Source organism: Pseudomonas sp. NY15181 (genome assembly GCF_048068055.1).
GTDB lineage: Bacteria > Pseudomonadota > Gammaproteobacteria > Pseudomonadales > Pseudomonadaceae > Pseudomonas.
This window is the reverse complement of sequence record NZ_JBLUPT010000001.1, coordinates 233,587-257,215: the sequence shown is the minus strand read 5'-3', so window position 1 is coordinate 257,215 and position 23,629 is coordinate 233,587. Positions and strand designations below refer to the sequence as shown.

22 protein-coding genes are annotated in these 23,629 nt (G+C 66.9%); 12 read left to right on the top strand and 10 right to left on the bottom strand.

Features of this window, described 5'->3' with window-relative positions; genetic code table 11:
• The first annotated feature begins 10 nt into the window (after positions 1 to 10).
• Together ACNFBT_RS01230 and ACNFBT_RS01225 are read left to right on the top strand one after the other, a co-directional pair.
• Entirely contained in the window at positions 11 to 661 is a 651-nt protein-coding gene (locus tag ACNFBT_RS01230) for an alginate O-acetyltransferase AlgF (RefSeq protein ID WP_416745729.1), read from the top strand.
• Between the two features lie 287 nt (positions 662 to 948).
• Entirely contained in the window at positions 949 to 2,394 is a 1,446-nt protein-coding gene (locus ACNFBT_RS01225) for a mannose-1-phosphate guanylyltransferase/mannose-6-phosphate isomerase (protein ID WP_416745728.1), read from the top strand.
• A gap of 77 nt (positions 2,395 to 2,471) precedes the next feature.
• On the opposite strand, the gene ACNFBT_RS01220 is transcribed toward ACNFBT_RS01225, so the two are convergent.
• Complete coding sequence (locus ACNFBT_RS01220) at positions 2,472 to 2,978, bottom strand: Bro-N domain-containing protein (RefSeq protein ID WP_416745726.1); 507 nt, start codon at positions 2,976 to 2,978, stop codon at positions 2,472 to 2,474.
• Between the two features lie 1,212 nt (positions 2,979 to 4,190).
• Between ACNFBT_RS01220 and ACNFBT_RS01215 the strand changes: the two genes are divergently transcribed.
• The 7 genes from ACNFBT_RS01215 (at position 4,191) to ACNFBT_RS01185 (ending at position 10,861) form a co-directional block, all read left to right on the top strand.
• On the top strand, positions 4,191 to 4,655 hold the full coding sequence (locus tag ACNFBT_RS01215) for a multidrug transporter (protein WP_416745724.1): 465 nt from the start codon (positions 4,191 to 4,193) through the stop codon (positions 4,653 to 4,655).
• Between the two features lie 32 nt (positions 4,656 to 4,687).
• Positions 4,688 to 5,986, top strand: a complete 1,299-nt coding sequence (locus ACNFBT_RS01210) for a glycoside hydrolase family 3 N-terminal domain-containing protein (protein ID WP_416745722.1) — start codon at positions 4,688 to 4,690, stop codon at positions 5,984 to 5,986.
• A gap of 60 nt (positions 5,987 to 6,046) precedes the next feature.
• A complete protein-coding gene (locus tag ACNFBT_RS01205) occupies positions 6,047 to 6,877 on the top strand; it encodes an SDR family oxidoreductase (RefSeq protein ID WP_416745720.1) in 831 nt (276 codons plus the stop codon).
• Positions 6,877 to 7,263: a hypothetical protein gene (locus tag ACNFBT_RS01200; RefSeq protein WP_416745718.1), complete on the top strand. Its 387-nt coding sequence runs from the start codon at positions 6,877 to 6,879 to the stop codon at positions 7,261 to 7,263. Before ACNFBT_RS01205 ends, ACNFBT_RS01200 begins: the two co-directional genes overlap by 1 nt.
• A gap of 85 nt (positions 7,264 to 7,348) precedes the next feature.
• Positions 7,349 to 7,963: a dual specificity protein phosphatase family protein gene (locus ACNFBT_RS01195; RefSeq protein ID WP_416745716.1), complete on the top strand. Its 615-nt coding sequence runs from the start codon at positions 7,349 to 7,351 to the stop codon at positions 7,961 to 7,963.
• 117 nt (positions 7,964 to 8,080) lie between these two features.
• Positions 8,081 to 8,968 (top strand): TIGR01459 family HAD-type hydrolase, encoded by an 888-nt coding sequence (locus ACNFBT_RS01190; RefSeq protein ID WP_416745714.1) that lies wholly within the window; start codon positions 8,081 to 8,083, stop codon positions 8,966 to 8,968.
• 204 nt (positions 8,969 to 9,172) lie between these two features.
• Entirely contained in the window at positions 9,173 to 10,861 is a 1,689-nt protein-coding gene (locus tag ACNFBT_RS01185; protein ID WP_416745712.1) for a SulP family inorganic anion transporter, read from the top strand.
• 48 nt (positions 10,862 to 10,909) lie between these two features.
• On the opposite strand, the gene ACNFBT_RS01180 is transcribed toward ACNFBT_RS01185, so the two are convergent.
• From ACNFBT_RS01180 to ACNFBT_RS01165, 4 genes are read right to left on the bottom strand one after another with little or no spacing between them, the layout of a single operon-like run.
• Positions 10,910 to 11,815, bottom strand: coding sequence for an efflux RND transporter periplasmic adaptor subunit (locus ACNFBT_RS01180; protein WP_416745710.1), 906 nt, complete (start codon positions 11,813 to 11,815; stop codon positions 10,910 to 10,912).
• Positions 11,816 to 11,828: 13 nt separating this feature from the next.
• Complete coding sequence (locus tag ACNFBT_RS01175) at positions 11,829 to 12,029, bottom strand: DUF1656 domain-containing protein (protein ID WP_416747157.1); 201 nt, start codon at positions 12,027 to 12,029, stop codon at positions 11,829 to 11,831.
• A 1-nt stretch (position 12,030) separates the two neighbouring features.
• A complete protein-coding gene (locus ACNFBT_RS01170) occupies positions 12,031 to 14,220 on the bottom strand; it encodes an FUSC family protein (protein WP_416745708.1) in 2,190 nt (729 codons plus the stop codon).
• Position 14,221: 1 nt separating this feature from the next.
• Positions 14,222 to 15,715 carry an efflux transporter outer membrane subunit gene (locus ACNFBT_RS01165; protein WP_416745706.1) on the bottom strand — a complete coding sequence of 498 codons (1,494 nt, stop codon included), beginning with the start codon at positions 15,713 to 15,715 and terminating at the stop codon, positions 14,222 to 14,224.
• Positions 15,716 to 15,931: 216 nt separating this feature from the next.
• Here ACNFBT_RS01165 and ACNFBT_RS01160 point away from each other — a divergent pair, with 216 nt between their 5' ends.
• A complete protein-coding gene (locus ACNFBT_RS01160) occupies positions 15,932 to 16,867 on the top strand; it encodes a LysR family transcriptional regulator (RefSeq protein ID WP_416745704.1) in 936 nt (311 codons plus the stop codon).
• A gap of 375 nt (positions 16,868 to 17,242) precedes the next feature.
• Positions 17,243 to 18,217, top strand: coding sequence for a 2-hydroxyacid dehydrogenase (locus ACNFBT_RS01155; RefSeq protein ID WP_416745702.1), 975 nt, complete (start codon positions 17,243 to 17,245; stop codon positions 18,215 to 18,217).
• A gap of 122 nt (positions 18,218 to 18,339) precedes the next feature.
• Here the strand turns inward: ACNFBT_RS01155 and ACNFBT_RS01150 are convergent, their stop codons facing one another.
• Positions 18,340 to 19,233, bottom strand: coding sequence for a DMT family transporter (locus ACNFBT_RS01150; RefSeq protein WP_416745700.1), 894 nt, complete (start codon positions 19,231 to 19,233; stop codon positions 18,340 to 18,342).
• Between the two features lie 136 nt (positions 19,234 to 19,369).
• On the opposite strand from ACNFBT_RS01150, the gene ACNFBT_RS01145 reads away from it, so the two are divergent.
• Positions 19,370 to 20,245 (top strand): helix-turn-helix domain-containing protein, encoded by an 876-nt coding sequence (locus ACNFBT_RS01145; RefSeq protein WP_416745698.1) that lies wholly within the window; start codon positions 19,370 to 19,372, stop codon positions 20,243 to 20,245.
• 464 nt (positions 20,246 to 20,709) lie between these two features.
• Here the strand turns inward: ACNFBT_RS01145 and ACNFBT_RS01140 are convergent, their stop codons facing one another.
• The 4 genes from ACNFBT_RS01140 to ACNFBT_RS01125 all read right to left on the bottom strand — a co-directional run bounded on the left by ACNFBT_RS01140 (position 20,710) and on the right by ACNFBT_RS01125 (position 23,544).
• Positions 20,710 to 21,033, bottom strand: a complete 324-nt coding sequence (locus ACNFBT_RS01140) for a DUF3325 domain-containing protein (RefSeq protein ID WP_416745696.1) — start codon at positions 21,031 to 21,033, stop codon at positions 20,710 to 20,712.
• Positions 21,033 to 22,556 carry a PepSY-associated TM helix domain-containing protein gene (locus tag ACNFBT_RS01135; protein WP_416745694.1) on the bottom strand — a complete coding sequence of 508 codons (1,524 nt, stop codon included), beginning with the start codon at positions 22,554 to 22,556 and terminating at the stop codon, positions 21,033 to 21,035. Before ACNFBT_RS01135 ends, ACNFBT_RS01140 begins: the two co-directional genes overlap by 1 nt.
• Positions 22,553 to 22,867, bottom strand: coding sequence for a DUF3649 domain-containing protein (locus ACNFBT_RS01130; RefSeq protein ID WP_416745693.1), 315 nt, complete (start codon positions 22,865 to 22,867; stop codon positions 22,553 to 22,555). Before ACNFBT_RS01130 ends, ACNFBT_RS01135 begins: the two co-directional genes overlap by 4 nt.
• A gap of 89 nt (positions 22,868 to 22,956) precedes the next feature.
• Complete coding sequence (locus ACNFBT_RS01125) at positions 22,957 to 23,544, bottom strand: hypothetical protein (protein ID WP_416745691.1); 588 nt, start codon at positions 23,542 to 23,544, stop codon at positions 22,957 to 22,959.
• Between the last annotated feature and the right edge of the window lie 85 nt (positions 23,545 to 23,629).

The window sequence follows — 23,629 nt, the reverse complement described above, 5'->3', positions numbered from 1 at the left end:
GGTACACCCCATGAACCGACTGACCATTCGCACCCTGAAGTCGTCCGCACTGGCCCTCGCCCTGGGCGCCGCATCCTTCGGCGCCTTCGCCGGCGGTGAAGGCGCGCTCTACGGGCCGCAGGCGCCCAAGGGCTCAGCCTTCGTGCGGGCCTACAACGCCGGCAGTTCCGAGCTGAACGTCGCGGTCGGCAACGCCACCCTGAACGACGTCTCGCCGCAGGGCTCCAGCGACTTCAAGTTCCTTCCGCCGGGCAACTACACCGCAAAAATCGGTACCCAAAGCCTGCCGGTGAAACTCGACCCGGACGCCTACTACACCCTCGTCAGCCAACCCGGCGGCCAGCCGCGCCTGGTGCCCGAGCCGCCGTTCAAGAACAAGCAGAAAGCCCTGGTCCGCGTACAGAACCTGAGTGGCCAGGCCCTGACCCTGAAGACCGCCGACGGCAAGACCGACGTGGTCGCCAGCGTCGCCCCGCAAAGCCACGGCGACCGCGAGATCAACCCGGTGAAAGTGAACCTGGCGCTGTACGACGGCGCGAAGAAGGTCAGCGACCTCAAGCCCGTCACCCTCGAGCGCGGCGAAGTGGTCTGCCTCTACGTCACCGGTGAAGGCGCCAAGCTCAACCCGGTATGGGTCAAGCGCCCGGTGAAGGTGGACTGATCCCATGAGCCGGCGGCCGTTCCCCAACCGCTCCCACCCGGAGTGCGGACGAGACTGCGCGTCTCCCGCCGGCACGAACTGCCTGCTCGCCCTCCGGGGCGAGCCTCGGGGTGAGGGCGCTCCCATGGCGCCCCTGCCCTTCCAGAACAAAAAGACCGGCATCGCACCGGCAGAAGAATCAGTGCGCCGCAACGACGGCATGCACAGGAGAGGTCACCCACAAGGCACGTCGGGTCACATGGTGTGGCGCGGCAAACAGTACGCATGAACGCTTTAGGAGAAACCCCATGATTCCAGTAATCCTTTCCGGTGGCAGCGGCTCGCGACTCTGGCCTCTTTCCCGCAAGCAGTACCCCAAGCAGTTCCTCGCCCTCACCGGCGACCACACCCTGTTCCAGCAGACCCTGGAGCGCCTGGTCTTCGACGGCATGGAAGCACCGGTAGTGGTGAGCAACCAGGAGCACCGCTTCATCGTCCAAGAGCAGCTGGAGGCGCTGAACCTCAAGACCCAGGCGATCCTGCTCGAACCCTTCGGCCGCAACACCGCGCCGGCGGTGGCGATTGCCGCCATGAAACTGATCGCCGAAGGCCGTGACGAGCTGCTGCTGATCCTCCCCGCCGACCACGTGATCGAGGACCAGCGTGCCTTCCAGCGTGCCCTCGCCCTGGCCACCAACGCCGCCGAAAAAGGCGAGATGGTGCTCTTCGGCGTCCCCGCCAGCCGCCCGGAAACCGGCTACGGCTACATCAAGTCGGGCGATGAGCGCGGCCTGCCGGACGGCGTGATCCGCGTCGAACGCTTCATCGAGAAGCCCGACGAAGCCCGTGCCAGGCAGTTCGTCGAGGAAGGCGGCTACTACTGGAACAGCGGCATGTTCCTGTTCCGCGCCAGCCGCTTCCTGGAAGAACTCAAGAAGCACGACACCGACATCTACGACACCTGCCTGCTGGCCCTGGAGCGCAGCCAGCGCGACGGCGATGTGGTGAGCATCGATGCCGCCACCTTCGAGTGCTGCCCGGACAACTCCATCGACTACGCCGTGATGGAAAAGACCCGCCGCGCCTGCGTGGTACCGCTCTCCGCTGGCTGGAACGACGTCGGCAGCTGGTCGTCGATCTGGGAAGTCCACGAGAAGGACGCCAACGGCAACGTCACCATGGGCGACGTGGTCGTCCACGACAGCCGCAACTGCCTGGTGCACGGCAACGGCAAGCTGGTCTCAGTGGTGGGCCTTGAAGACATCGTGGTCGTCGAGACCAAGGACGCCATGATGATCGCCCACAAGGACCACGTGCAGGACGTCAAGAAGGTGGTCAACCAGCTCGACGCCGCCGGCCGCAGCGAGACCCAGAACCACTGCCAGGTCTACCGTCCGTGGGGCTCCTACGACTCGGTGGACATGGGCGGCCGCTTCCAGGTCAAGCACATCACCGTGAAGCCCGGCGCACGCCTGTCGCTGCAGATGCACCACCACCGCGCCGAGCACTGGATCGTAGTCTCCGGCACGGCCCAGGTGACCTGTGACGACCAGACCTTCCTGCTCACCGAGAACCAGTCCACCTACATCCCGATCGCCTCGGTCCACCGCCTGGCCAACCCGGGCAAGATCCCGCTGGAGATCATCGAAGTGCAATCGGGCAGCTACCTGGGAGAGGACGATATCGAGCGTCTGGAAGACGTCTACGGGCGCACCACGGATAACGTGGAACCGCTACGCGCGGTAGCCCGCTGAGTCTGGCGCTTCCCTCATCGGCGCCAACGCCCCCGCACCGATTGGTGCGGGGGCTTTTTTATGCGTGCGACGAAAATCTACGCCTGGGGTGTTTCCAGCCGGGCCACCTTGGGCAGTTCCTCGAACGGCACCCACAACCGGCCATGCCACTCCAGTACGCCCAGGCACTGATCGCTCCAATTGAGCTGCCGCTCTCTCGGGCGCAACGCCGGGTGCTCTTCGCTGCGCAGCGCGGGCACCACCTGGCGGTTGAGCCAGTGACGGATGCAGCGGTTCTCCGGGAGGTAATAGAAGATCAGCGCGGCGTAGGCGCCGGACTCATTCACCAGCAGGGACTTTTCGTACTGGCCGTTGCTGTCTTTGATCCAGCAGGAGCGGAGCTGGTCAGGGTCGAGGCTGTTGTGCAGGCGCTCATCGAGTGGGCGGCCGATCAGGCGACCCAGGTCGGTGGCACTGAACCAGGGTTCGTCGTCGAGGAGGACGGCGCGCAGTTGGCGGCGGTGACGGATGAAGGTGGTGGGGATGAGGATTTCGTTATCTGTACCAAGAGCGTTGCAGAAGGAGCCTGTCGACTGCTGATTCATTTCAGTTTCCATCAATATAGAAACCGCAATTTCCAACGGGAGCGGAAGACCGCCTACTGGGTGTGTTCAGCACCGTGCGCAAAGGTACTGTCTCCCGGCAGGCTCCGTTAGCTCACTCGGAACGCTTTGGGATGATACGGAAATTTCATACGCGAAATGGCTGTATCAATTCATAGGAATGGAAATCCGCCACAGGCAGATTCCCCAGGATCGCTGCGGCGACTATCTGTAGGAGCGAGGGGGACGCCCGGTTCTTGCTCGCGAACCGCACTCTGCCGTCGGCCCCGTTTGAGCGCGGTGATTTTCGTAGGGCGCATAACGCCTCTGGCGTTATCCGCCGTATTGCGGTTAGGTGTTTCTGCGCCGCTTCGGTGTGCTCGGATGTTTCTTGTTTCGCCCCCTCGGGCGAGTTACTTCTTTCAAACGCCAAAGAAGTAACCAAGAAGGCTCGTCCCGACATCCGGGTCCGGCTTCGCCGGACTGATTCGCTGCGCTCACCCTTCGGGCCAGCCTTCGGCTGTTACTACGCTGCGCTCCGTTTCCCTCGCTCCGGTATCGCTCCGAGGGTCGGCGTACAAGGGCCATCCATGGCCCTCTACGCCTCTCGCGGCATCCATGCCGCTCGCCCCTCTGCGCAATACCTCCACTCGGCCTCCTGACGGGACTCTGCGCGCGCCTTCGACTTTGGCTGCTTCATGCTGGATTGCTCTTCGTAGGATCGAGGGGGACGCCTAGTTCTTGCTCGCGAACAGAATTACCCGGCCGCATCAGCGTTGAGCGGTTCGCGAGCAAGCTCGCTCCTACAAAAAAGCGGTTTCCAGAGCAGCATCCGCGCACTCCGAGCGCCCCTTCAGGAGGCCGAGTGGAGTCGGAGTTTCAGGGGTTGAGCGGCATGGATGCCGCGAGAGCCGCGATGGGCCAGGGATGGCCCTTCGCGGCGTGCCCCTGAAACTTCGATGGAACGAGGGGAGCCCCGCGAAGCGGGACCCGGATGATGGGGCAAGACCTTTGCCTCCTTTGGGGCGTTTGCCAAAGGAGGTCGCCCGAGGGGGCGAAACAAAATCTCTCAGCGCACACCGAAGCGGCGCAGAAACACCCAACCCCAAAGCAAGCTTGCACCTACAGGAGTACGAGGCCGCATGCAGCGCTACATCAACCCGCCCCCCCCCCACCTCCTGCTAAGGTAATCAGCAAATCCCCGCGGAGCGCTCCATGCTGTACGGCATCCTGCTGATCGTCACCTGGATCATCCTGCTGATCCGCTACCCATCCCGCGCGCTGCCCATTTCCGGCGCCGGCCTGGTCGGCCTGGCGGCGGTGATCACCCTCGCCATCTGGCAGGACAGCAACGACACCCGCCAGCTGCAACACCTGGAACTGCGCATCGCCTACCAACCCGAACAGTGCCCACCCGGCCGCCCGCTGGCGGTCAGCCTGAAGAACGGCGCCTCGCGCCCACTGCTTGAGCTGCGCTGGAAGGTCGCCGCCTACCGCCCCGGCGACACCACCGACCTGGCTGAAAACCTCTACGAGGCCCCGCGCTACCGCGGCCCCGGCGCGCTGCTCGCCGGCGATGCCTGGAGCGACTGCCTGCCGCTGCCACCGCTGCGCCCCGGCTACCGGGCCAGTACCCTGGAATTTCGCGCGGAACGAGTGAGCGGCCGCTTCGGCAACTGACCTCGCTCCCCGTCACTGGCGGAAGGAACCCCATGACGCTTCGAACCCGACTCCTGATTGGCCTGGGATGGCTGGCGAGCATCCTGCTGCTGGTGCTGGCCAACAACCTGCAGGACCCTCACCTGCTGCCGATGCGCCGGCTCGCACTGCCGATGCTGCTGATCATCTGCGCCGTGGGCATCCTCATCTGGCTGAGGTCCGGACGACGCTGGTACTGCTGGGTCGGCAGTCTTCTCCTGCTGCTGGCGATGCTGCTGGCGGGCTGGAACCACTACCGCCTGCTCGACGACAAGACCCTGGTCCTGGAGAGCGGAAACGCGAACCTGCAGGCGCTCGGCGGGCACTTCATCATCGGCGTCGGCGACCCGCGCACCGTCGAGCCGCTGATTCGCCAGGGACTGGTCGCCGGCCTGTTCATCACCGCGCGCAACGTCCAGGGGCGCAGCGCCGAAGCCCTTCGCCAGCAGATCGGCGAATGGCAGGCACTGCGGCGTGAAGCGGGACTACCGCCGCTGATCATCGCCGCCGACCAGGAGGGTGGAATCGTGTCCCGCCTGTCTCCCCCACTGCCGCAGCGTCCCCCGCTGGCCGCATTGCTGAACGCCAATTCCACGCCGGAAGCCCTGGCCGCCGCCGCCTTCGAATACGGGGCAGCCCAGGGCCGCGAACTGGCCGAGCTGGGCGTCACCCTGGACTTCAGTCCGGTGGTGGACCTCACGCCGGCGCAGCGGTCACGCCTGGACTTCCACAGCGCCATCGCGCTGCGTGCGATTTCCCCCGATCCGCAAGTGACCACCGCCGTCGCCCTCGCCTACGTCCGCGGGCTCGAACAGAGCGGGGTGCGGGCTACCCTCAAGCACTTCCCGGGGCTGGGAAGCGTCCCGCAGGACACCCACCACTTCTCCGCCAGCCTGACGACCGACGTCGGACGCCTGCAGGCCTTTGACTGGCGCCCGTTCCGCCAGGTCGCCCAGCAGACCCAGGCGCTGATCATGCTGGGCCACGTGAAGGTCACGGAGCTGGATGCGCGCAACCCGGCGTCGTTCTCCGCCACCGTGGTGCAGAAGATCATCCGCGAGGGCTGGCGGCACGACGGCGTGCTGATCACCGACGACCTGACCATGGCGGCCGCCTATAACCAGGGCCTCTGTCATGCGACGGTGCAGGCCCTGAACGCCGGTGTCGATCTGCTGCTGGTCAGCTACGACGACGAGAAGATCTACCCCGCACTGGCCTGCGCCCTGCGCGCTCTGGACGACGGCAAACTCTCCACGCAGCGGCTGGAGCAGAGCGCACGTCGCCTGGCGCGGACCTTCGGCCCGCCGAAGTGATTCACCCGCCCGCCGCAATCCGGTACGTTAGTGCCGCCCATTGCCCAAGGACCGCTCGCCATGCCCCAACCCGTCGCACTCATCACCGGTTGCTCCAGCGGCATCGGCCGCGCCCTCGCCGAGGCCTTCCGCAATGCCGGCTACCAGGTCTGGGCCACGGCACGCCGTGACGAGGATGTCGCCGCCCTCAGCCAGGCGGGCCTGCGCGGCGTGCAGCTGGACGTCAACGACGAACCCGCCGTGGCGCGGCTCGCCGAACAGCTGCAGCGCGAAGTCGGCGGCCTCGACGTACTGGTCAACAACGCCGGCTACGGCGCCATGGGACCGCTGCTGGACGGCGGCAGCCAGGCGATCCGCCAGCAGTTCGAGACCAACGTGTTCGCCGTGGTCGGCCTGACCCGCGCGCTGTTCCCGGCCCTGCGCGCACGGCGCGGGCTGGTGGTGAACGTCGGCAGCGTGTCCGGCGTGCTGGTCACGCCCTTCGCCGGCGCCTACTGCGCCTCGAAGGCGGCGGTGCATGCGCTGAACGAGGCGCTGCGCCTGGAACTCGCCCCCTTCGGCATCGAGGTGCTGGAAGTGCAACCCGGCGCTATCGCCTCCAACTTCGGCGCCAACGCCAGCCGCGAGATGGCGGCGGTGGTCAGCGAGGATTCGGCCTGGTGGCCGTTGCGCAGTTTCATCCAGGCACGCGCCGCCGCCTCCCAGGACAAGCCCACCCCGGCCAGCGATTTCGCCCGCCAGCTGCTCGCTGCCGTACAGCGCTCGCCACGCCCGCGCCTGGTGCGCATCGGCAACGGCAGCCGGGCCCTGCCCTTCCTCGCCCGCTGGATGCCGCGCGGGGTGATGGACAAGGTGCTGAAGAAGCGCTTCGGTCTCGACGGGCAACTCTGATGACCTACCCGGTCCGCTACCTCGCCCTGGCCGGCATCCTCGCCGCCTTCTTCCTCAACGTGGTGGCGCGAGGCTTGCTGCGGGTCGGGGGCGTGCCGGCGACCCTGCTGGTGGCCGCGCTGATCGCCGCCGGCATGGCCCTCTGGTTCGCCCGCCGGCACAAGCGCCTGGCCGAGACTGGCGAGCGCTGGCGGTTGACCGCGCTCTATGGCGGCGGCCTCGCCGTGCTCTACCTGATCCTGATCGCCATGGCCGCCTGGAGAAACACGCCCAGCCCGGCGGCGCTGCTGATCTTCGCCCTCAGCTACCTGTGCTACCCGCTGAGCCTCTGGTGGTTCTTCCGCCCCGGCGTGCTGGCGCGGTTCCTGCCAAGCCAGTCACGCTGAGGCCGCTTCACGCTTTCTTCACCTCCTTTTCATTCGCACTCGACTCCTGCGTGCCTATTGTGGCGCGGTTCGTTGAGGAGTCCCCATGTCCCTGTCCCGTACCCTTCGTGGCACCATCGCCGCCGCCCTGCTGACCTTCGGCCCACTCGCCCTCGCCGCCGGGCAGACGCCGGCCGACTGGGCCAAGCCGGTGGACAAATCGTTCAACCTCTACCAGATGTCGCCGACCCTCTACCGCAGCGCCCTGCCCGGCAGCCAGAACCTGCCGGAACTTGAGCAGCTCAAGGTGAAGACCGTGGTCAGCTTCATCAAGGACGACGACAAGACCTGGATCGGCGAGCAGCCGATCGATGTGGTGAGCTTCCCGACCCACGCCGACCGCGTCGACGACGCCGACGTGCTGAAGGTCCTGCGCATCGTCCAGCAGGCGCAGCAGCAGGGCCCGGTGCTGATGCACTGCAAGCACGGGCGTGACCGCACCGGCCTGTTCGCGGCCATGTACCGCACCGTGGTCGAGGGCTGGAGCAAGGAAGACGCGCTGAAGGAAATGACCCAGGGTGGCTTCGGCACCGAAGACGACATGACCGACGCCATCGCCTACGTGCAGAAGGCCGACGTGGACAAGCTGCGCCAGGCCCTGGCCAGCGGCGCCTGCAGCACCAGCGTCTTCTCCACCTGCCACCTCAAGGAGTTGCTGTGAGCGCCTTCAGCGAAGCGCATGCACCGTACCCCAGCCACTGATTAACTTCGGCTCACGCCAAATGCCGGCGAGTGCGGTAGGGTTAGACGACTTTCCCACCCGCTCGCCAGGCCCGTCATGACCTCCTCCCGCTTCAGCGCCGTCACCCACACCCGCTACATCGACCACGCCGGGCTGGACGCCTTCTGCGCCGACTACGACGGTTTCCTGCTCGACCTCTGGGGCGTGCTGATCGACGGCTTCGACGTCTTCCCCGGCGCCCTCGCCTGGCTCCGCCGACGCGCCGCCGAAGGGCGTCCGGTGTGGTTCCTGAGCAACGCCTCGCGCAGCGTCAACGAGATGGCCGATACCCTGGAGCGCCTCGGCGTCTCCCGCGACCTCTACAGCGGCATCACCACCTCCGGCCAACTGGCCATCGACGCCTTCACCCATGAGCGCGACTTCCAGCGCGGCGGCATCTACACCGTCGGCGTGGGCGATGCGCTGACCACCTGGCCCATCGACATCCGCGAGCGCTTCTGCAGCGACCTGCACAGCGCCGCGCTGATCCTCGGCGTCGGCAGCTTCCCCCAGGATGAGCTGGAGGCGCGCTTCGCCTCGCTGCGCGGCGCCACCGACAAGCCTTTCCTGTGCGCGAACCCGGACCGCGTGGTGATCTCGGGCGGCAAGACGGTATTCGGCGCCGGCCGCCTGGCCGAAGCCTTCGCCGAAGAGGGCGGCACCGTGCACTGGTACGGCAAGCCCGATCCATCGGCCTTCCGCATCGCCCAGCGCCAGCTGGAAGCACGCGGCGCCCGGCACATCCTGTTCGTCGGCGACTCGCTGGTGACCGACGTACCCGGCGCGCTGGCCGCGCGCATCGACACCCTCTGGCTGGCCGCCACCGGCATCCACCGCCAGGCGCTGGGCGTGCCTTTCAACGGCGCACTGGACCCGGAACAAACCAACGCACTGCTCGACGGCTACCCGGTTCGCCCGCACTTTGCCGCGCCGGGGCTGGTCTGAGGCAGGGTCCACGGCCTGTGGATAAATCCGCGCGGAGCGACCTGCTGCCACGGTGCGGACATTCTCGGGAGCTGCAGTAACCGTCAGCGCAGCGACGGCTGACCGCTCACGGCGAAGTCTCCGATAACGCCTTGGGAAGTCATCCCCTGTTCCCCCGGCGATGCGATTGCTCGAATGCCTGCTCCCATTCGAGGCGCATCAGCGATGGCAAAGCGACCGAAACTCCTGCAAGGCATTCTTCCCCTCACCCGCAAAGGCGCGCTGCGCGATGTGCTGGCCGGCGTCTCCCTGGCGGCGATGGATATCCCGCAACTGCTCGGTTACGCCCGCATTGCCGGCATGCCCGCCATCACCGGCCTGTACACGGCACTGCTGCCGCTGCTGGCCTTCGCCCTGTTCGGCGCCTCGCGGCATCTGGTGGTCGCCGCCGACTCGGCCACCGCGACCATCTTTTCCGGACACCTGGCTGGCCTTGCGCCCATCGGTAGCGCGCAATACATCGCCCTGGCCGGCACCGTGGCGCTGCTGACGGCGGCAATGCTGTTGATCGCCCGGCTGCTCAGGCTCGGTTTTCTCGCCGACTTCCTGTCGCGCACGGCCCTGACCGGGTTCCTGGTCGGCGTCGGCCTGCAGGTTGCCCTGGCGATGTGCGGCGACATGCTCGGCCTGGCCGTGCCCGCTTCCACCTCGGTGGAAAAGGCTCTGTTCCTCGCCACGCACCTGCAACAGGTTCACCTGCCCTCGGCCGCCCTGGCGCTTTCGCTGGTCGCCCTGCTGCTGGCGGCCAAACAGTGGCTGCCACGCTGGCCGATTCCCCTGCTGCTGATGGTCGGTTGCATCGCCGCCAGCGCCCGCTTCGACTTCGCCGGCCACGGGCTCGCCGTGCTCGGCCCGATCGCCGGCGGGCTGCCGACGCTGGCCCTGCCGGCGCTGGGCTGGAAGCAGGTGGTCGAACTGCTGCCGATCGCCGCCGCCTGCTTCATCATGATCATCGCCCAGAGCTCGGCCGCCGCCCGGGTGTACGCCGACCGCCACCAGGAGCACGACGACGAGAACGGCAACATCCTCGGTCTGGCCGCCGCCAACACGGCGGCGGCGTTCAGCGGCGCCTTCGTGGTGAACGGCAGCCCGACCCAGACCGCCATGGCCGAGCAGGCCGGCTCGCGCAGCCAGGTGGCCCAGCTGAGCTGCGTCCTGGTGGTGGCGCTGGTGGTGCTGTTCCTCTGCCAATGGCTGCAGTACCTGCCGCACTGCGTGCTGGCCGCCGTGGTGTTCACCATCGCCCTCGGACTGATCGACATGAAGACGCTGCTGGCCATGCGCGCGGAAAGCCCGAGCGAATTCCGCATGGCGCTGATCACCGCGGGCACCGTGCTGCTGGTGGGTGTCGAGCAGGGCATCCTGCTGGCCATGGCGCTGTCGCTGGTGCATCACGTGCGCCGCAGCTACCAGCCGCACACCCAGATGCTGGAGCCCGGCGCCGACGGCCGCTGGCTGCCGGTTCCCGTGCAGCCGGGCAAGCAGACGGCGCCCGGCTTGATCGTATTCCGCTTCGGCGCCGATCTGTTCTACGCCAACGATACCTGCTTCACCCGGCAGGTCACGGCACTGGTGGACCGCGCGCCCGCCGGCCTGCGCTGGTTCGTGGTGGACGCCGGCGCGATCACCGGGCTGGACTACTCCGCAGCACGCACCCTTTCCGACCTGTGCGAACACCTGCGAAAGCGCGGGGTGACGCTGCTGTTCGGCCGCGTCAACCGCTACCTGCTCGCCGACATGAAACGGCACAACGTGGCGCGCATCATCGGCCGTCGGAACATCCTGCCGACCCTGCACGGCGCCCTCGAGCTGACGGGCATTGCACCGGTGGGCGCGGCGACGGGCGTGGTGTAGTGCCTCCCCGGAGGAAACGAAAACGGGAGCCGAAGCTCCCGTTTTTCATTACTGCGCCGTGGCGGCCGCGCCGTCGGCGCGCTCGGCGTCGCGCGTCTGCGGATTGACGATCACGGTGGCGGTGATGCCCGCCGCCAGCAGCACACCGTGTGGCACATCGTCGATGTGGATGCGCACCGGCACGCGCTGGGCCAGGCGTACCCAGTTGAAGGTGGGGTTCACATCGGCCACCAGCTCGCGGCTTTCCGGGTTGTCGCGGTCGTAGATGGCGCGGGCGATGCTCTCGACATGACCCTTCAGGCGCTCGCCGCTCATCAGTTGCAGCTCGGCGAGGTCGCCTACGCGGATGTGCGGCAGCTTGGTTTCTTCGAAGTAGCCGTAGATCCAGTAGGAGTTCTCGTCCACCACGGCCATCTTCGCCTCGCCGACACGGGCATAGTCGCCACGGTGCACGTTGAGGTTGGTCACGTAGCCGTCCACCGAGGCGCGCACCTGGGTGCGCTCCAGGTTCAGCCTGGCGGCGTCCAGCGCGGCCAGGGCCTGTTCGTAGTCGGCCTCGGCGGCGGCGGCGGTGTTGCTGGCGTCGTCCAGGCTCTCGCGGGACACAACTTCCTCGTCCATGGCGCGGCGACGCTTGGCGTTGAGCTGGCGCATCTGCAGGGTGGCCTTGCGCGAGGCGACCGCGGCTTCTGCCTGCTTCACCGCGATGCGGTAATGGTCCGGGTCGATCTGCATCAGCAGGTCGCCTTTCTTCACCTGCTGGTTGTCGCGCACCGGCACGTCCACCACCACGCCGGAAACGTCGGCGGCGACGTTGATGATGTCAGCGCGCACCCGGCCGTCGCGGGTCCAGGGCGTATCCATGTAGTTCACCCAGAGGGCGCGGCCGATCAACGCGGCGACCGCCAGGATGATCAGGGTCGCCAGCAGGCTGATGATGGATTTGAGGGTCATTGATGCACGCTCGTTATGTGTAGATGGTCAAGGACAGCCCGCCAAAGAGGCAGGCGAACAGGCACACGCGGAACAGCGCCGGGTGCCAGGTGAAGCGGTACAGGCCGATGGAGGCGAAGATGCGGTCGATGCCCCAGCAGATCACCGCGGCAACGATGAACATCAGGGTCAGGGTCGGCATGTAGACCCCGTGGAACGCGATCTCGCGGGGCAGGTCAGGCAACATGGCGGGTCTTTCCTGAAGAGGTTTTGCCATCGCGCAGCGGCGACTGCGGGTCGAGCAGGCTGCTGCGGATGAAGTGCAGGTAGCTGAGCACGCGGCGCAGCGGCGAACTCTCGAAGTCCGGGGCGCGCGGCTCGTCTGTGGTCTTCACGCAATCGATGGCCTGCTCCACGGCGGCCAGGGCACGCTCGCGGTTGGCCTCGCTGGGGCGCACGAACAGGCGGATCAGCGCGCGCCCCATGGCGCGGATCGACTGCCGCCAGGGCGTGGATTCTGCGTAGCAGGGCTCGTCCGGCAGGTTCTCCTGCTCGACGCGCAGCTCGATGATCGAGTGGCCGATCTCCAGCACCACGAAGGTCCAGCGCAACAGGCGACGCTGCATCTGCGGGCTGCGCGCGGCCGCGCCGTAGGCCTGGTTGAGCAGGTCGCGGGTGCCGCTCTCGAAGGACGACACCAGGCCGTCGAGCTTGCCGCTGATGGCTTCCACCACGCGCAGGCGCAGGTCGTTCTCCAGGCGGCGCCACAGCCAGGCGCTGGTCGGCGGCATGATCACCGCGACTATCACCGCGGCCAGGCTCTGCGACAGCACCAGGGCGATGTACTCGTTGAGCATGCGACCCGGATCGTAGACCGTCAGGTTGGCCGGGATCGCGCCGAAGCTGAAGAACACCAAGAGGCCCAGGCCGTAGCCGGCGTATTTGGGCTTGATCGAGAGGAAGGCACCCACCGCGAACACCGGCGCCAGGGCAAAGGCCAGCAGGGCGAAGCCGTCCAGGTGCGGGAACACAAAGAAGGTTTCGGAGAAGCCGAGGATCGCCGCGAAGAAGGTGCCCACGGCCATCTGCATGGCCAGCTTCGCCGGGTCGGGCGCGGCGGAAACCAGCGCGGCGACGGCGGCGGCGTTGAGCACGAAGGTGCTGCCGCTGGGCCAGGCGGTCTCGATCCAGAACAGGCCGAACACCAGCACCATCAGCGCGGTACGCCCGCCGGCCACCAGCGAGGCGACCAGGTTGGCCTTGGGCGAGAAACCATGCTTCCAGTTCTCCCGCTCGTGCTTGTGGGCGGCCAGGGAGGCATGGGTCAGAGCGTAGTTGTAGAGGTCGTCGGCCAGGCGGTAGAGCAGCTCACCAGCGGTGTTGTAGTCCAGCAGCGCGGCGGCATCGTCCTGCTCGGCGAGCAGTTGTCCACGGCCGGCGCGGATGCACTGCATCATCCGCGAGCGGTGGCTTTCCAGCTGCGCGGCAAGGCGCTCGGCGTCGCGCTCGGTGACCGACTGGCCGCGCCAGGGCGCGAGCACCTGGGCCAGTTCGTCCAGGCATGGCTGCAAGGCACGCAGTACCGCCGCGGCCTCCTGCACGCGCAGGCGCTCGAGCAACTGGTGCAAGGCGTTGTAGCGGGTGGTGAGGACCATGAACTCGTTGTTCAGGCGCGACAGGCGGCCCGAACGCAGGCGCATGTGCGGGTCTTCGAAGCGGGTGGCGCTGCGCAGCGCTTCCAGGCCCACGGCCTGGGAGGCGAAGGCCACGTTGGCGGCCTCGAACCTGGGCCGCTCGCCGCCGCCGAGGTTGTCCAGGACGAACCCGGCGAACGCGCCGAAACGCTGGTACAGCGCGCTGCGCATGGCGGTGGTGGAGGTCTGCGGGAACAGCGTGGCGCTGACCACGGTGGAACAGGCGATGCCCAGGCAGATTTCCAGCACTCGCCAGATCGCCGACATGAACGCGGCCTCGGGGTGCAGGGTGGCGGGCAGGCCGATCAGGGTCGCGGTGTAGCCGGCCAGCATGCAGGCGTAGGAGCGGAAGTCGCGGTAGCGCGCGGCGCCCACGGTGCACAGGCCGATCCACAGCGCGGAGACGAGCAGGAACAGCACCCGCTCCTGCGCGAAGATGGCGATCAGCGCCACCATCACGGTCAGGCCGATCAGGCTGCCGAGAATCCGGTAGAAGCTCTTGGCGAACACCTGGCCGCTCTGCGGCTGCATGACGATGAACACGGTGATGGTCGCCGTGCTCGGTTGCGGCAGCTCCAGGCGCATCGCCAGCCACAGGGTCAGCAGCGAGGCGAGCAGCACCTTGGCGATATAGATCCAGGTGACGCCGTCGCTGCGCCCCCATTCCAGCAGCGCGCGGCGCAGGGCGTCGAACGGCGCCGCTGAATGAGCGCTGTAGTCGTTCGCTGCCATCTCAGCGCTCGCTGACCGCGCGAACGTCGACGGTGTCCGGGACCATCTTCTGCTCCTTCGGCCCTTCCTGGACGTCCATCAGGCCGCCGCCCAGGGCGACGACGAGGCCGGCGTGGGTAGCCAGGCGCGCGGCGCGCACCTGCTGCTCCACCAGCTGCTGCTGGAACAGGCGAGTCTGTGCGTTGAGCACGTTGAGGTAGTCGGTCAGGCCGCCACGGTAGGCCTTGGTGGCGATGTCGTAGGTGCGCTGGGCGGAGGCCACGGACTTCTCGGCGAAGCCCTGCTGCAGCTCCATGGAGTGCATGCGGATCAGCTGGTCGGAGATGCCCTTGAGGGCGTTGACCAGGGTCTGGTTGTACTGCGCCACGGCGGCGTCATAGCCAGCCGATTCCTGGCCCAGCTGCGAACGCCGGCGACCGCCGTCGAAGATCGGCAGCGAGATGGCCGGGCCGACGCCGTAGGTGAACTTCTCGGCGTTGAGGAATTCCAGCACGCCGCCACCCACCGCGCTGTAGCCGATGCTGGCGACCAGGTCGACGTTGGGATAGAACTCGGCGCGGGCGACGTCCACGCCCTTGGCTTGGGCGGCGACCTTCCAGCGGCTGGCGACCACGTCCGGGCGGTGGCCGAGCAGTTCCATCGGCAGCTTGCTGGGCAGGCCGGGGCCTTCGGCGAGCTTCAGGCTCGGGCGCTGGATCGAGGCACCGGCGCCGGGGCCCTTGCCGGCCAGGGCGGCGATCTGGTTGCGGGTCAGCTGGATTTCCTCGTCCACCGACTCGATCTTGCGTTCGGTTTCCGGCAGCGGGGTTTCCGCCTGGCTGACTTCGAAATGGGTGCCGATGCCGCCGGCCAGGCGGCGCTGGGCCAGGGCGAGGATGTCCTGCTGCTGCTTGAGCATGGCCTTGCCGATGTCCAGCTCGGCGTATTGCAGCGACAGCTGGATATAGGCGCGGACGATGTTGCTCTCCAGCTCCAGCTGGGCCATGCGCGCCTCGGCGGCGGTCATCTTGGCGATGTCCAGGTAGCGCTCGGTGTTGCTGCGCTCGCGACCCCAGAGGTCCAGCGAATAGCTGAAGCCCAGGGCGGCGTTGTTGTTGAAGGTGGTGGTGTCGGCCAGGTCACCCGGACCGTAGAAGTAGTCGGTCGGCCAGCGGTGGCGGGTCAGCGAGGCGTCGGCATTGATCTGCGGCGACTCGGCGGATTCGGCGACGCCGGCCATGGACAGCGCCATGCGCACCCGCGCCTCGGCCTGGGCCAGGGTCGGGCTGCCCTCCAGCGCGGTCTTCACCCAGGAATTCAACTGCGGATCACCGTAGGCGCGCCACCACTGCTCCGCCGGCCAGCCGGCTTCCCGGTTGGCGTGCGCGATGGCGGCGTCGGTGGACAGCTCGGCGTCGCCCAGGCGCTGCTCCTGCGGGGCGATGCCATCGGTGCTGATACATCCGGCGATTGTTGAAAAAATGACAAAGGAGCCGACGAACGTCAGTCCTTTCATGAGGTGACGCGACACGGTGAGGGTCCTGGAAGTGATCTAGCTTTTCAGCGTGGGGCCGGCGTGGAGATGCCGGCAGAGCCAATTGCGGCGATTGAATTTTAGGGAGGCGGAAGGAAACGGATAAGACGGCTGATTTGCGATTGTTTGTTACCGATAATGAAACAATTGATGTTCCCATCCGTGTGACAATACGCCGCTCCCACTGACGAGGCCCCCATGGACACACTGCAGACCATGCGAGCGTTCGTCTGCGTCGCGGAAACCGGCAGCTTCACCGCCGCCGCGCAGCAGTTGAACACCACCACCGCCTACGTTTCCCGCGCGGTGGCCAATCTCGAGTCGCACCTCCAGGCGCGCCTGCTCAACCGCACCACCCGGCGCATCGCCCTGACCGAAGCCGGCCAGCGCTACCTGCTGCGCTGCGAGCAGATCCTCGCCTACGTCGAGGAAGCCGAAGCCGAGGCCAGCGACGCCCATGCCCGCCCCGCCGGCCGCCTGCGCGTGCACTCGATGACCGGCATCGGCCAGCACTACGTGATCCGCGCCATCGCCGACTACCGCCAGCTGCATCCGGAAGTGACCTTCGAGCTGACCATGGCCAACCGCGTGCCCGACCTGCTCGACGAAGGCTTCGACGTGGCCATCGTGGTCGCCTCGGAACTGCCGGATTCGGGCCTGGTATCGCAGCGCATCGGCGAGACCTACAGCATCCTCTGCGCCTCGCCCGACTACCTGGCCCGGCGTGGCGCGCCGAAAACCCCCTCGGAGCTGATCGAACACGACTGCCTGCGACTTATCAGTCCAGTACTACCCCTGGACAAGTGGTTGTTCGATGGTCCCAACGGCCAGGAAATGATTACTCTTGGCCAGTCGGTCTTCCAGGTGAACGTCGGCGACGCCATGACCGAGGCGATCAGCTCCGGCATGGGCATCGGCGCCCTGCCCGTTTACTCGGCCGTGGCCGGCCTGCGCGACGGCTCGCTGGTGCGCGTGCTGCCGCGCTACAGGCTGCAGCAGCTGAACGTCTATGCGCTGTATCCATCGCGGCAGTACCTGGATGCGAAGATCAAGACCTGGGTCGCCTACCTGCGGGAAAACCTGCCCGGCGTGCTCCAGGCCGACGGCGCGGGCGTCGCCAGCGTCGCATCCTGATCCGTTTTCCCCGCGTTTGCGGGCAAGTTCGCTCGATGTAACTCCTCCCCCCGGTGAGAGCGAACTTGCCCGCAACCTCCTCAGAAGCACCGGCTCCTGCCGTAGGGCGTACAACCGTTCGCGGTTGTACGCCGATACACCGTGACCACTGTCGGCTCCATGGCCTAGCTCGGAGTGACTTGGGACGGCGGCTCCGTGACCGATATCGGAGTGCGTTGGGGCCAAGGTCAAACGGCATATAACGTCGAACGTTATACGCCCTACGCCCCTGCCACCCCGTTCGATAACCGCCCGACGTGCACGCCAGCCTTGCCCCTCCCCGTCCCGCCGGTGGTAGGGTTAGCCCCTTCATTTATCCCCAGCCGTCCGATCGCCATGAAAAAGAACGTCTTCGTCTTCAGCCGCCTTGCCCCGGAACACCTCGACCGCCTGCGCAGCCAGTTCAACGTCACCGTGCTCGATCCCAAGCAGGGCGATGTGAACGAACAGTTCGCCGCCGCCCTGCCGACCACCCACGGCATGATCGGCGTGGGCCGCCCGCTGGGCGAGAAGCAGCTGACCAACGCCGGCCAGCTGGAAGTGATCTCCAGCGTCTCGGTCGGCTATGACAACTACGACCTCGCCTACCTGAACCAGCGCGGCATCCCGCTGACCAACACCCCCGACGTGCTCACCGAGACCACGGCGGACCTGGGCTTCGCGCTGATCATGGCCACCGCCCGGCGCACCGCCGAGCTGGACGCCTGGACCAAGGCCGGGCAGTGGAAGCGCACCGTGGACACCCCGCAGTTCGGCGTCGACGTCTACGGCAAGAAGCTCGGCATCCTCGGCCTGGGCCGCATCGGCGCGGCCATCGCACGCCGCGGCCGCTTCGGCTTCAACATGGACGTGCTCTACCACGGCAACAGCCGCAAGCCGGAGCTGGAGCAGGAACTGGGCGCGCGCTTTTGCGGCTTCGAAGAGCTGTTGGGCGAGGCGGACTTCGTCTGCGTGGTGGTGCCGCTGTCGGAGCAGACCCGCAAGCTGATCGGCAAGCGCGAGCTGGAGCTGATGAAGCCCAGCGCCATCCTGGTCAACATCGCCCGTGGCCAGGTGATCGACGAAGCCGCACTGGTGGAGGCGCTGCAGGAAAAGCGCATCCTCGCCGCCGGCCTGGACGTCTACGAGAAGGAGCCGCTGGCCGAGTCGCCGCTGTTCGCCCTGCCCAACGCCGTGACCCTGCCGCACATCGGCTCCGCCACCTTCGACACCCGCCGCGCCATGGCCGAGTGCGCGCTGGACAACTTCGAGACCGCACTGCGCGGCGAGCGGCCGAAGAACCTGGTCAATCCGCAGGTATGGAAGGGCTGATCAGTAGCGGCCCTCCGTCATTCCCTTTCCGGGAAAATACGTACCTGTGTTCCCCTCTCCCTGAAGGGAGAGGGCTGGGGAGAGGGCCGCCCGCAAAAACAGGAGCTTCCAAGGAGCCCCACTTACGCCCGGGCCACCTGCAACACCGGCTTCGGCTTGCGGAACACCAGCACGTTGCCCGCCATCACCAGCGCCAGGCCGGCCAGCGCCGGCAGCGTCCATTGATAACCCTCGGCATAGGCCGAAACGTTCAACGCCACCACCGGGAACAGCACGGTGCAGTAGGCGGCGCGCTCCGGTCCCATGCGCCCGACCAGGGTGAGATAGGCGGTGAAGCCGATCACCGAGCCGGGAATCGCCAGGTACAGCAGCGAGCCGACGTACTGGGTGCTGGTATCGAAGGTCAGCGGCACGCCCCGCACCAGGCAGATCGCCAGCAGGATCAGCGAACCGTAGAGCATGCCCCAGGCGTTGGTCGACAACGGCCGCAGCCCGGCTTTCTGCTGCAGGCTGGACAGCAGGTTGCCCGCCGAGAAGCACAGCGTACCGGCCAGGGCCAGGGCCAGTCCGTAGTAAGTCTCGCGGTTGGCGCCATGGCTGGACAGTTCCGGCCAGAACAGCAGCACCAGCCCGACCAGCCCCAGGGCGCCGCCGCCCAGCACGTTCGGGGCGATGCGCTGCTTGAAGAAGATCCGCGCATTGAGCGCGTTCCACAGGGTGGCGGTGGAGAACACCACGGCGACCAGCCCACTGGGAATCCATTGGCTGGCGGTGTAGAAGCACAGGAAATTCACGCAGAACAGGCACAGCCCCTGGGCCAGGCAGATCGCCTGGCCGCGCCGCCCCAGCGGCTGCAGGCGGCGAGAGACCAGCATCAGGGCGAACAGCACCAGCGCCGCCAGGCTGAAGCGGTAGGCGATGGACAGCGGAATGGCGACCACGCCGACCTGCAGCTTGATGGCGATCCAGGTGGTGCCCCAGATGAGCACAGTGAGCAGGTAGAGCGAGAGGTTCATGGCGGTCTCCGGATTACTGGGGAGTCAGTCTCCCGCCCTGCCCCGGCGCCGGCTTGCAGATTCTTGCGCTTATTGCGAATGCCTAGCTGGCAACGCGCGCCCGCGCGGGTAGAGTGGACGCAACAGAGGAATACCCATGTCCGCCATCGAAGCACTCGAAGTCTTCCAGTCGATGAACGCCTCGGCCAACGCCCGCCTGGAGCGTTGCGCCGAGCTGGGCGACGGGCTGTCGGCGGCCATCTGGAGCAACAGCCACGACGCCCGCGACTACCATGCGCCCAGCCACCACACGCTGTCCTGCTACCTGAACGACGGCACCGGCACCTTCCGCCGTGGAGCGCCCGGCAGCAAGGGCGCGCCGGACAAGCTGTGCGTGATGCCCGCCGGTTCCGAGTCGGCGTGGATCGTCAACGGCGACATCCGCCTGGCGCACCTGTACATCGGCCAGGAACAGTTCGCCCTGGGCTGCATCCGCCTGCTGGACCGCGAGCCGCGCGAGCTGCAACTGCACGAGCGGACCTTCCTCGACGACCCGCAGCAGGCGTCGCGCTTCCGCCAGCTGGTGAAGCTGGACTGGCAGGAGCCGGGCGAACGCATCCGCACCAGCAGCCTGGCCCATGAGCTGATCGATCATCTGCTGCTCAATCAGGTCGGCTTGCGTGAAGGGCTGCGCCTGAAGGGCGGGTTGGCGCCGGTGATGCGCCGACGCATCGCGGAGTACATCGAGCAGCGCCTGGACCAGCCGCTGTCCCTGGGCGAACTGGCGATGCAGACGGCGCTCTCGGAATACCACTTCGCGCGGATGTTCCGGGAAAGCTTCGGCATGCCGCCGCACCAGTACGTCCTGGCCCGCCGCGTGGCCCTGGCGCAACGTCTGCTGCGCGACACCCGCCAGCCGCTGGCCCAGGTTGCGCTGGCGTGTGGGTTCTCCAGTGCGAGCCATTTCGCCAACCGGTTCCGTTCGGTGGTAGGGGGGACGCCGGGGGAGTATCGGCAGGCGTTTGAGGAGTAAAAAGTCGGGCGCGTATCGGATGGTGTGCGGATCGCGGACGGAGTCCGCTCCTACGAAAGCCTGCTCACCGCATGGCTCTGGCTTTAAAGACTTCCAGAGAAACCTCCGCGCACTCCGGAGCGCCCCTTCAGGAGGCCGAGTGGAATCGGAGTTTCAGGGGTTGAGCGGCATGGATGCCGCGAGAGCGTCGTTGGGCCATGGATGGCCCGTCGACGCGGGCCCCTGAAACTTCGATGGAGCGAGGGGAGTCCCGCGAAGCGGGACCCGGATGATGGGGCAAGACCTTTGCCTCCTTTGGGTGGGGCGGCCATCCGTGGTTTGCCAAAGGAGGTCGCCCGAGGGGGCGAAACAAGAAGTCCCCAAGCACGCCGAAGCGGCGCATAAACACAGAACATGACAAAAGACTCGCAGACAGGGTCAGTGCCAGAAAGGTTCGCGAGCAAGCTCGCTCCTACAAAGAGCCTTCAGCCCATCACCGCCAGGACACCACCAACCACCGGCATCGCCGCCGCCACTGGCAATGCCCAACGGGGCCGCCAGGCCTGCAAGAGTACAAGCGTCGCCCCCGCGATCATCAACAGGCACGCCCAATAAACGATGCCCAACTCAATCCCCATGCGGTGAATCGCAAAGGCCAGCGCCAGGGCGCCATCCACCAGCGCGACACCCCGCAACAAGCGCACACGGACATCGGACGGCGCACTGCCGAACAGATCGCGGTGATGGCGCGACAGCGACAAACACACCGCCGCCAATGCCAAGAGGTTGAGACCAAACACCAGCAACATCAGGCGAACTCCTCGCTACGACCACGTCGAACGCGCACCGGCTCGGCGCGTTCCCGGCCCAGGCGCCAGGCCAGGAAAGCGCACAGCACACCCGTCAGCAGCAGGCCGAGCTCGATGCCCGCCATCAACCCGTCGCCCCCGGCGATACGGGTAGTCAACCGGCCGGGCTCAGGCCCGAACAGACCAAGCACCGGCAGCAGCAGCGCCAGCGCGGCCAGCGCGCCGAATTGCTCGCGAGCCATGCGCCGACCGCCACGACGCCACAACGCATGGGCCAGCGCCAACAGCCAGGTCGCCACGAACGCCGTCGCCTCCCAGCGCTCACGTCCGAGCATCCCGGCAGGCAGCAGGCGCGACGCCGCCAGCAGCCCCAGCGACGCCAGCGGCAGGCCGCCGCACACGGCGCCGTTGAGCACCCGCACCAGCGCCACGCCCCGGTGATCACGCGCCGCGCGCTTGCTCACCCAGACCTGCAGCCCGCCGAAGACCATTGCGCAGCCCACCAGGCCGAGGAGGAAATACATCACCCGCAGCAGATGGTTACCGAACTGCGCCATGTGCAGGCCGGTCAGCCAGGCATAGGTGTGATAGCCGGGCTTGTAGGGTGGCTGCACATGCAGCAGCGCGCCGGTGCCGGAGTCGAACGACACCGTGCGCTGGTCGTTCGCCATGCTGCGGTCGACGGCCCGGCGCACCTGCACCATCGCCGCGGCGTCATTGGGATGCTCGACGTTGATCCAGCCCACCGCGCTGTCGTCACCCCAGGCCTCGCGCGCGTTGAGGATCATGCGGTCGATGGACTTCGGCGGTTTCGCCGGCTTGCCCAGTTCCTCCCGGTCGAAGGCGCCCTGCACTTCATGCTCGAAGCGTTCCATGTCGTTCTTGTAGGCGGCCTGGATGCCGGCGGTCATGTAGAAGGTGATGAAGATCGCCAGCCCCGTGTACGCCATCAGCAGATGGAACGGCAGGCCGAGCACGCCCAGCACATTGTGCGCATCCAGCCAGGCGCGCTGCCTGGCCGCCTGCGGCCGCAGGGTGAAGAAGTCCTTGAAGATGCGCCGGTGCACGATCACGCCGCTGACCAGCGCCACCAGCATGAACAGTCCGGCCACGCCGACCACGTAGAGTCCGACGAGACCGCCGTGCAGTTCGTAATGCAGTTCGAGGAAGAAGTTGCCGCCGACGGTGCGCGGCAGCACCTCGCCGGTCTGTGCATCGACCAGGAAGGACTGGAACTCGCCAACGCCTTCCGGCTCCCAGCCGGCGGTCCAATAGGGCATGCGCTCGCTGGGCGGCAGCATCCAGTAGCCGTGGGCGCGAGGCGCGCGCTCGACGATCAGTTCGCGGACCTGGTCGGCGCCGACCTGGATCGCCTCCAGCGGCTGCAGTTGCGGCAGCATCCAGCGGGTCAGTTCCTTGTCGAACACCGCCAGGGTGCCGGAAAACAGCACCACGAAGAGAATCCAGCTGACCAGCAGCCCGCTCCAGGTGTGCAGCCCGGACATGGATTGGCGCAGGCTCATGGACGCGCTCCGTAACCGCCGGGAAGGAAGGCCGCCAACCCCAGCAGCAGGCTCAGCACTGCCGGCGCCCAGCAGGCGCGCCAGGCGCTGCGGGCGGCGAAAACGTAGAGGATCGCGGCGACCCAGACGAAGAAGCTGGCCAGGCTGGCGAACGACACGCGGTCAGGACGCGCCATCGGCAGATAGACGCTGAGGAAAGCGGTGGCGGTGTACGCCAGGACGTAACCGCCGACCACAGCGCTCAGAATGCGTGTCGTGACGGCACCGAACAGGGCGCCCGTCAGCCATCGGGAGCGCGAGGAAGCAGACATGCGGGTGAGTCCTGCAAAGCCCCCCGGAAGGTTCTCGGGAGGTTATTGAAAAGCAGAATTATATGATATTGCTTCTCAATTAAAAGAAATCAATCGCCGCTTTTGTCAGCATCTGTGTTCGCAACCCGCTGCACGACATAGCTTCCACTGACATCCATGGCGCGCAGCAGGCCGCCCATCATCCGGTCAGCTTCGGCAGTGAGCTCCGCTGGCGGCTCTCCCGGCAGAATCCGCGACTGGCCGGGAGCGAGTTCCACGGCGGCGACCACGCTGCCCTGTTCGAACAGGTATTCGTAGATCAGCAGGTGATCGGTCCCCGGCAGGTCCTTGAAGTCGGCGATCCGCCGCAGCACGTTGAGCGCACCGATGATCCACTCGCGGCTCTCGGCGAACTCCAGCACCGCCAGGCTCCAGGTCTGGGTCGTGTCGTCGTAGTGGTTCCAGGCCGGCGAACGCAGGTGGCGGCTCCAGCCGGCAACCCAGTCCTGCGCCGTGGTGCCCTGCCCCAGTTCGCACAGCTCGTGCCAGGTCATGCTGCCGCGCCATCGCCGGTTGGCATCCAGCCATTGCTCGAAGTCTTCGAAACAGGCCGCCGACCCCGCCTCACTGCAGAGAAAGGCCTCGAGTTTCGGACGGCTGATGGCAACTTTCAGGTACAACTGGCACGGCTCGGCCATGGAACTTCCTCGGTTTTAATAATCGTTGTCACCCTGGAACGCCAGGTCCCGAGGTGCTGAAGCGATTATCCTAGAGCCTCGTCAC

Bases quoted from the DNA above. Each gene is read 5' to 3' on its own strand.
- ACNFBT_RS01230 (WP_416745729.1), top strand. From the start codon at position 11: ATGAACCGACTGACCATTCGCACCCTGAAGTCGTCCGCACTGGCCCTC.
- ACNFBT_RS01225 (WP_416745728.1), top strand. From the start codon at position 949: ATGATTCCAGTAATCCTTTCCGGTGGCAGCGGCTCGCGACTCTGGCCT.
- ACNFBT_RS01220 (WP_416745726.1), bottom strand. From the start codon at position 2,978: ATGAATCAGCAGTCGACAGGCTCCTTCTGCAACGCTCTTGGTACAGAT.
- ACNFBT_RS01215 (WP_416745724.1), top strand. From the start codon at position 4,191: ATGCTGTACGGCATCCTGCTGATCGTCACCTGGATCATCCTGCTGATC.
- ACNFBT_RS01210 (WP_416745722.1), top strand. From the start codon at position 4,688: ATGACGCTTCGAACCCGACTCCTGATTGGCCTGGGATGGCTGGCGAGC.
- ACNFBT_RS01205 (WP_416745720.1), top strand. From the start codon at position 6,047: ATGCCCCAACCCGTCGCACTCATCACCGGTTGCTCCAGCGGCATCGGC.
- ACNFBT_RS01200 (WP_416745718.1), top strand. From the start codon at position 6,877: ATGACCTACCCGGTCCGCTACCTCGCCCTGGCCGGCATCCTCGCCGCC.
- ACNFBT_RS01195 (WP_416745716.1), top strand. From the start codon at position 7,349: ATGTCCCTGTCCCGTACCCTTCGTGGCACCATCGCCGCCGCCCTGCTG.
- ACNFBT_RS01190 (WP_416745714.1), top strand. From the start codon at position 8,081: ATGACCTCCTCCCGCTTCAGCGCCGTCACCCACACCCGCTACATCGAC.
- ACNFBT_RS01185 (WP_416745712.1), top strand. From the start codon at position 9,173: ATGGCAAAGCGACCGAAACTCCTGCAAGGCATTCTTCCCCTCACCCGC.
- ACNFBT_RS01180 (WP_416745710.1), bottom strand. From the start codon at position 11,815: ATGACCCTCAAATCCATCATCAGCCTGCTGGCGACCCTGATCATCCTG.
- ACNFBT_RS01170 (WP_416745708.1), bottom strand. From the start codon at position 14,220: ATGGCAGCGAACGACTACAGCGCTCATTCAGCGGCGCCGTTCGACGCC.
- ACNFBT_RS01165 (WP_416745706.1), bottom strand. From the start codon at position 15,715: ATGAAAGGACTGACGTTCGTCGGCTCCTTTGTCATTTTTTCAACAATC.
- ACNFBT_RS01160 (WP_416745704.1), top strand. From the start codon at position 15,932: ATGGACACACTGCAGACCATGCGAGCGTTCGTCTGCGTCGCGGAAACC.
- ACNFBT_RS01155 (WP_416745702.1), top strand. From the start codon at position 17,243: ATGAAAAAGAACGTCTTCGTCTTCAGCCGCCTTGCCCCGGAACACCTC.
- ACNFBT_RS01150 (WP_416745700.1), bottom strand. From the start codon at position 19,233: ATGAACCTCTCGCTCTACCTGCTCACTGTGCTCATCTGGGGCACCACC.
- ACNFBT_RS01145 (WP_416745698.1), top strand. From the start codon at position 19,370: ATGTCCGCCATCGAAGCACTCGAAGTCTTCCAGTCGATGAACGCCTCG.
- ACNFBT_RS01140 (WP_416745696.1), bottom strand. From the start codon at position 21,033: ATGTTGCTGGTGTTTGGTCTCAACCTCTTGGCATTGGCGGCGGTGTGT.
- ACNFBT_RS01135 (WP_416745694.1), bottom strand. From the start codon at position 22,556: ATGAGCCTGCGCCAATCCATGTCCGGGCTGCACACCTGGAGCGGGCTG.
- ACNFBT_RS01130 (WP_416745693.1), bottom strand. From the start codon at position 22,867: ATGTCTGCTTCCTCGCGCTCCCGATGGCTGACGGGCGCCCTGTTCGGT.
- ACNFBT_RS01125 (WP_416745691.1), bottom strand. From the start codon at position 23,544: ATGGCCGAGCCGTGCCAGTTGTACCTGAAAGTTGCCATCAGCCGTCCG.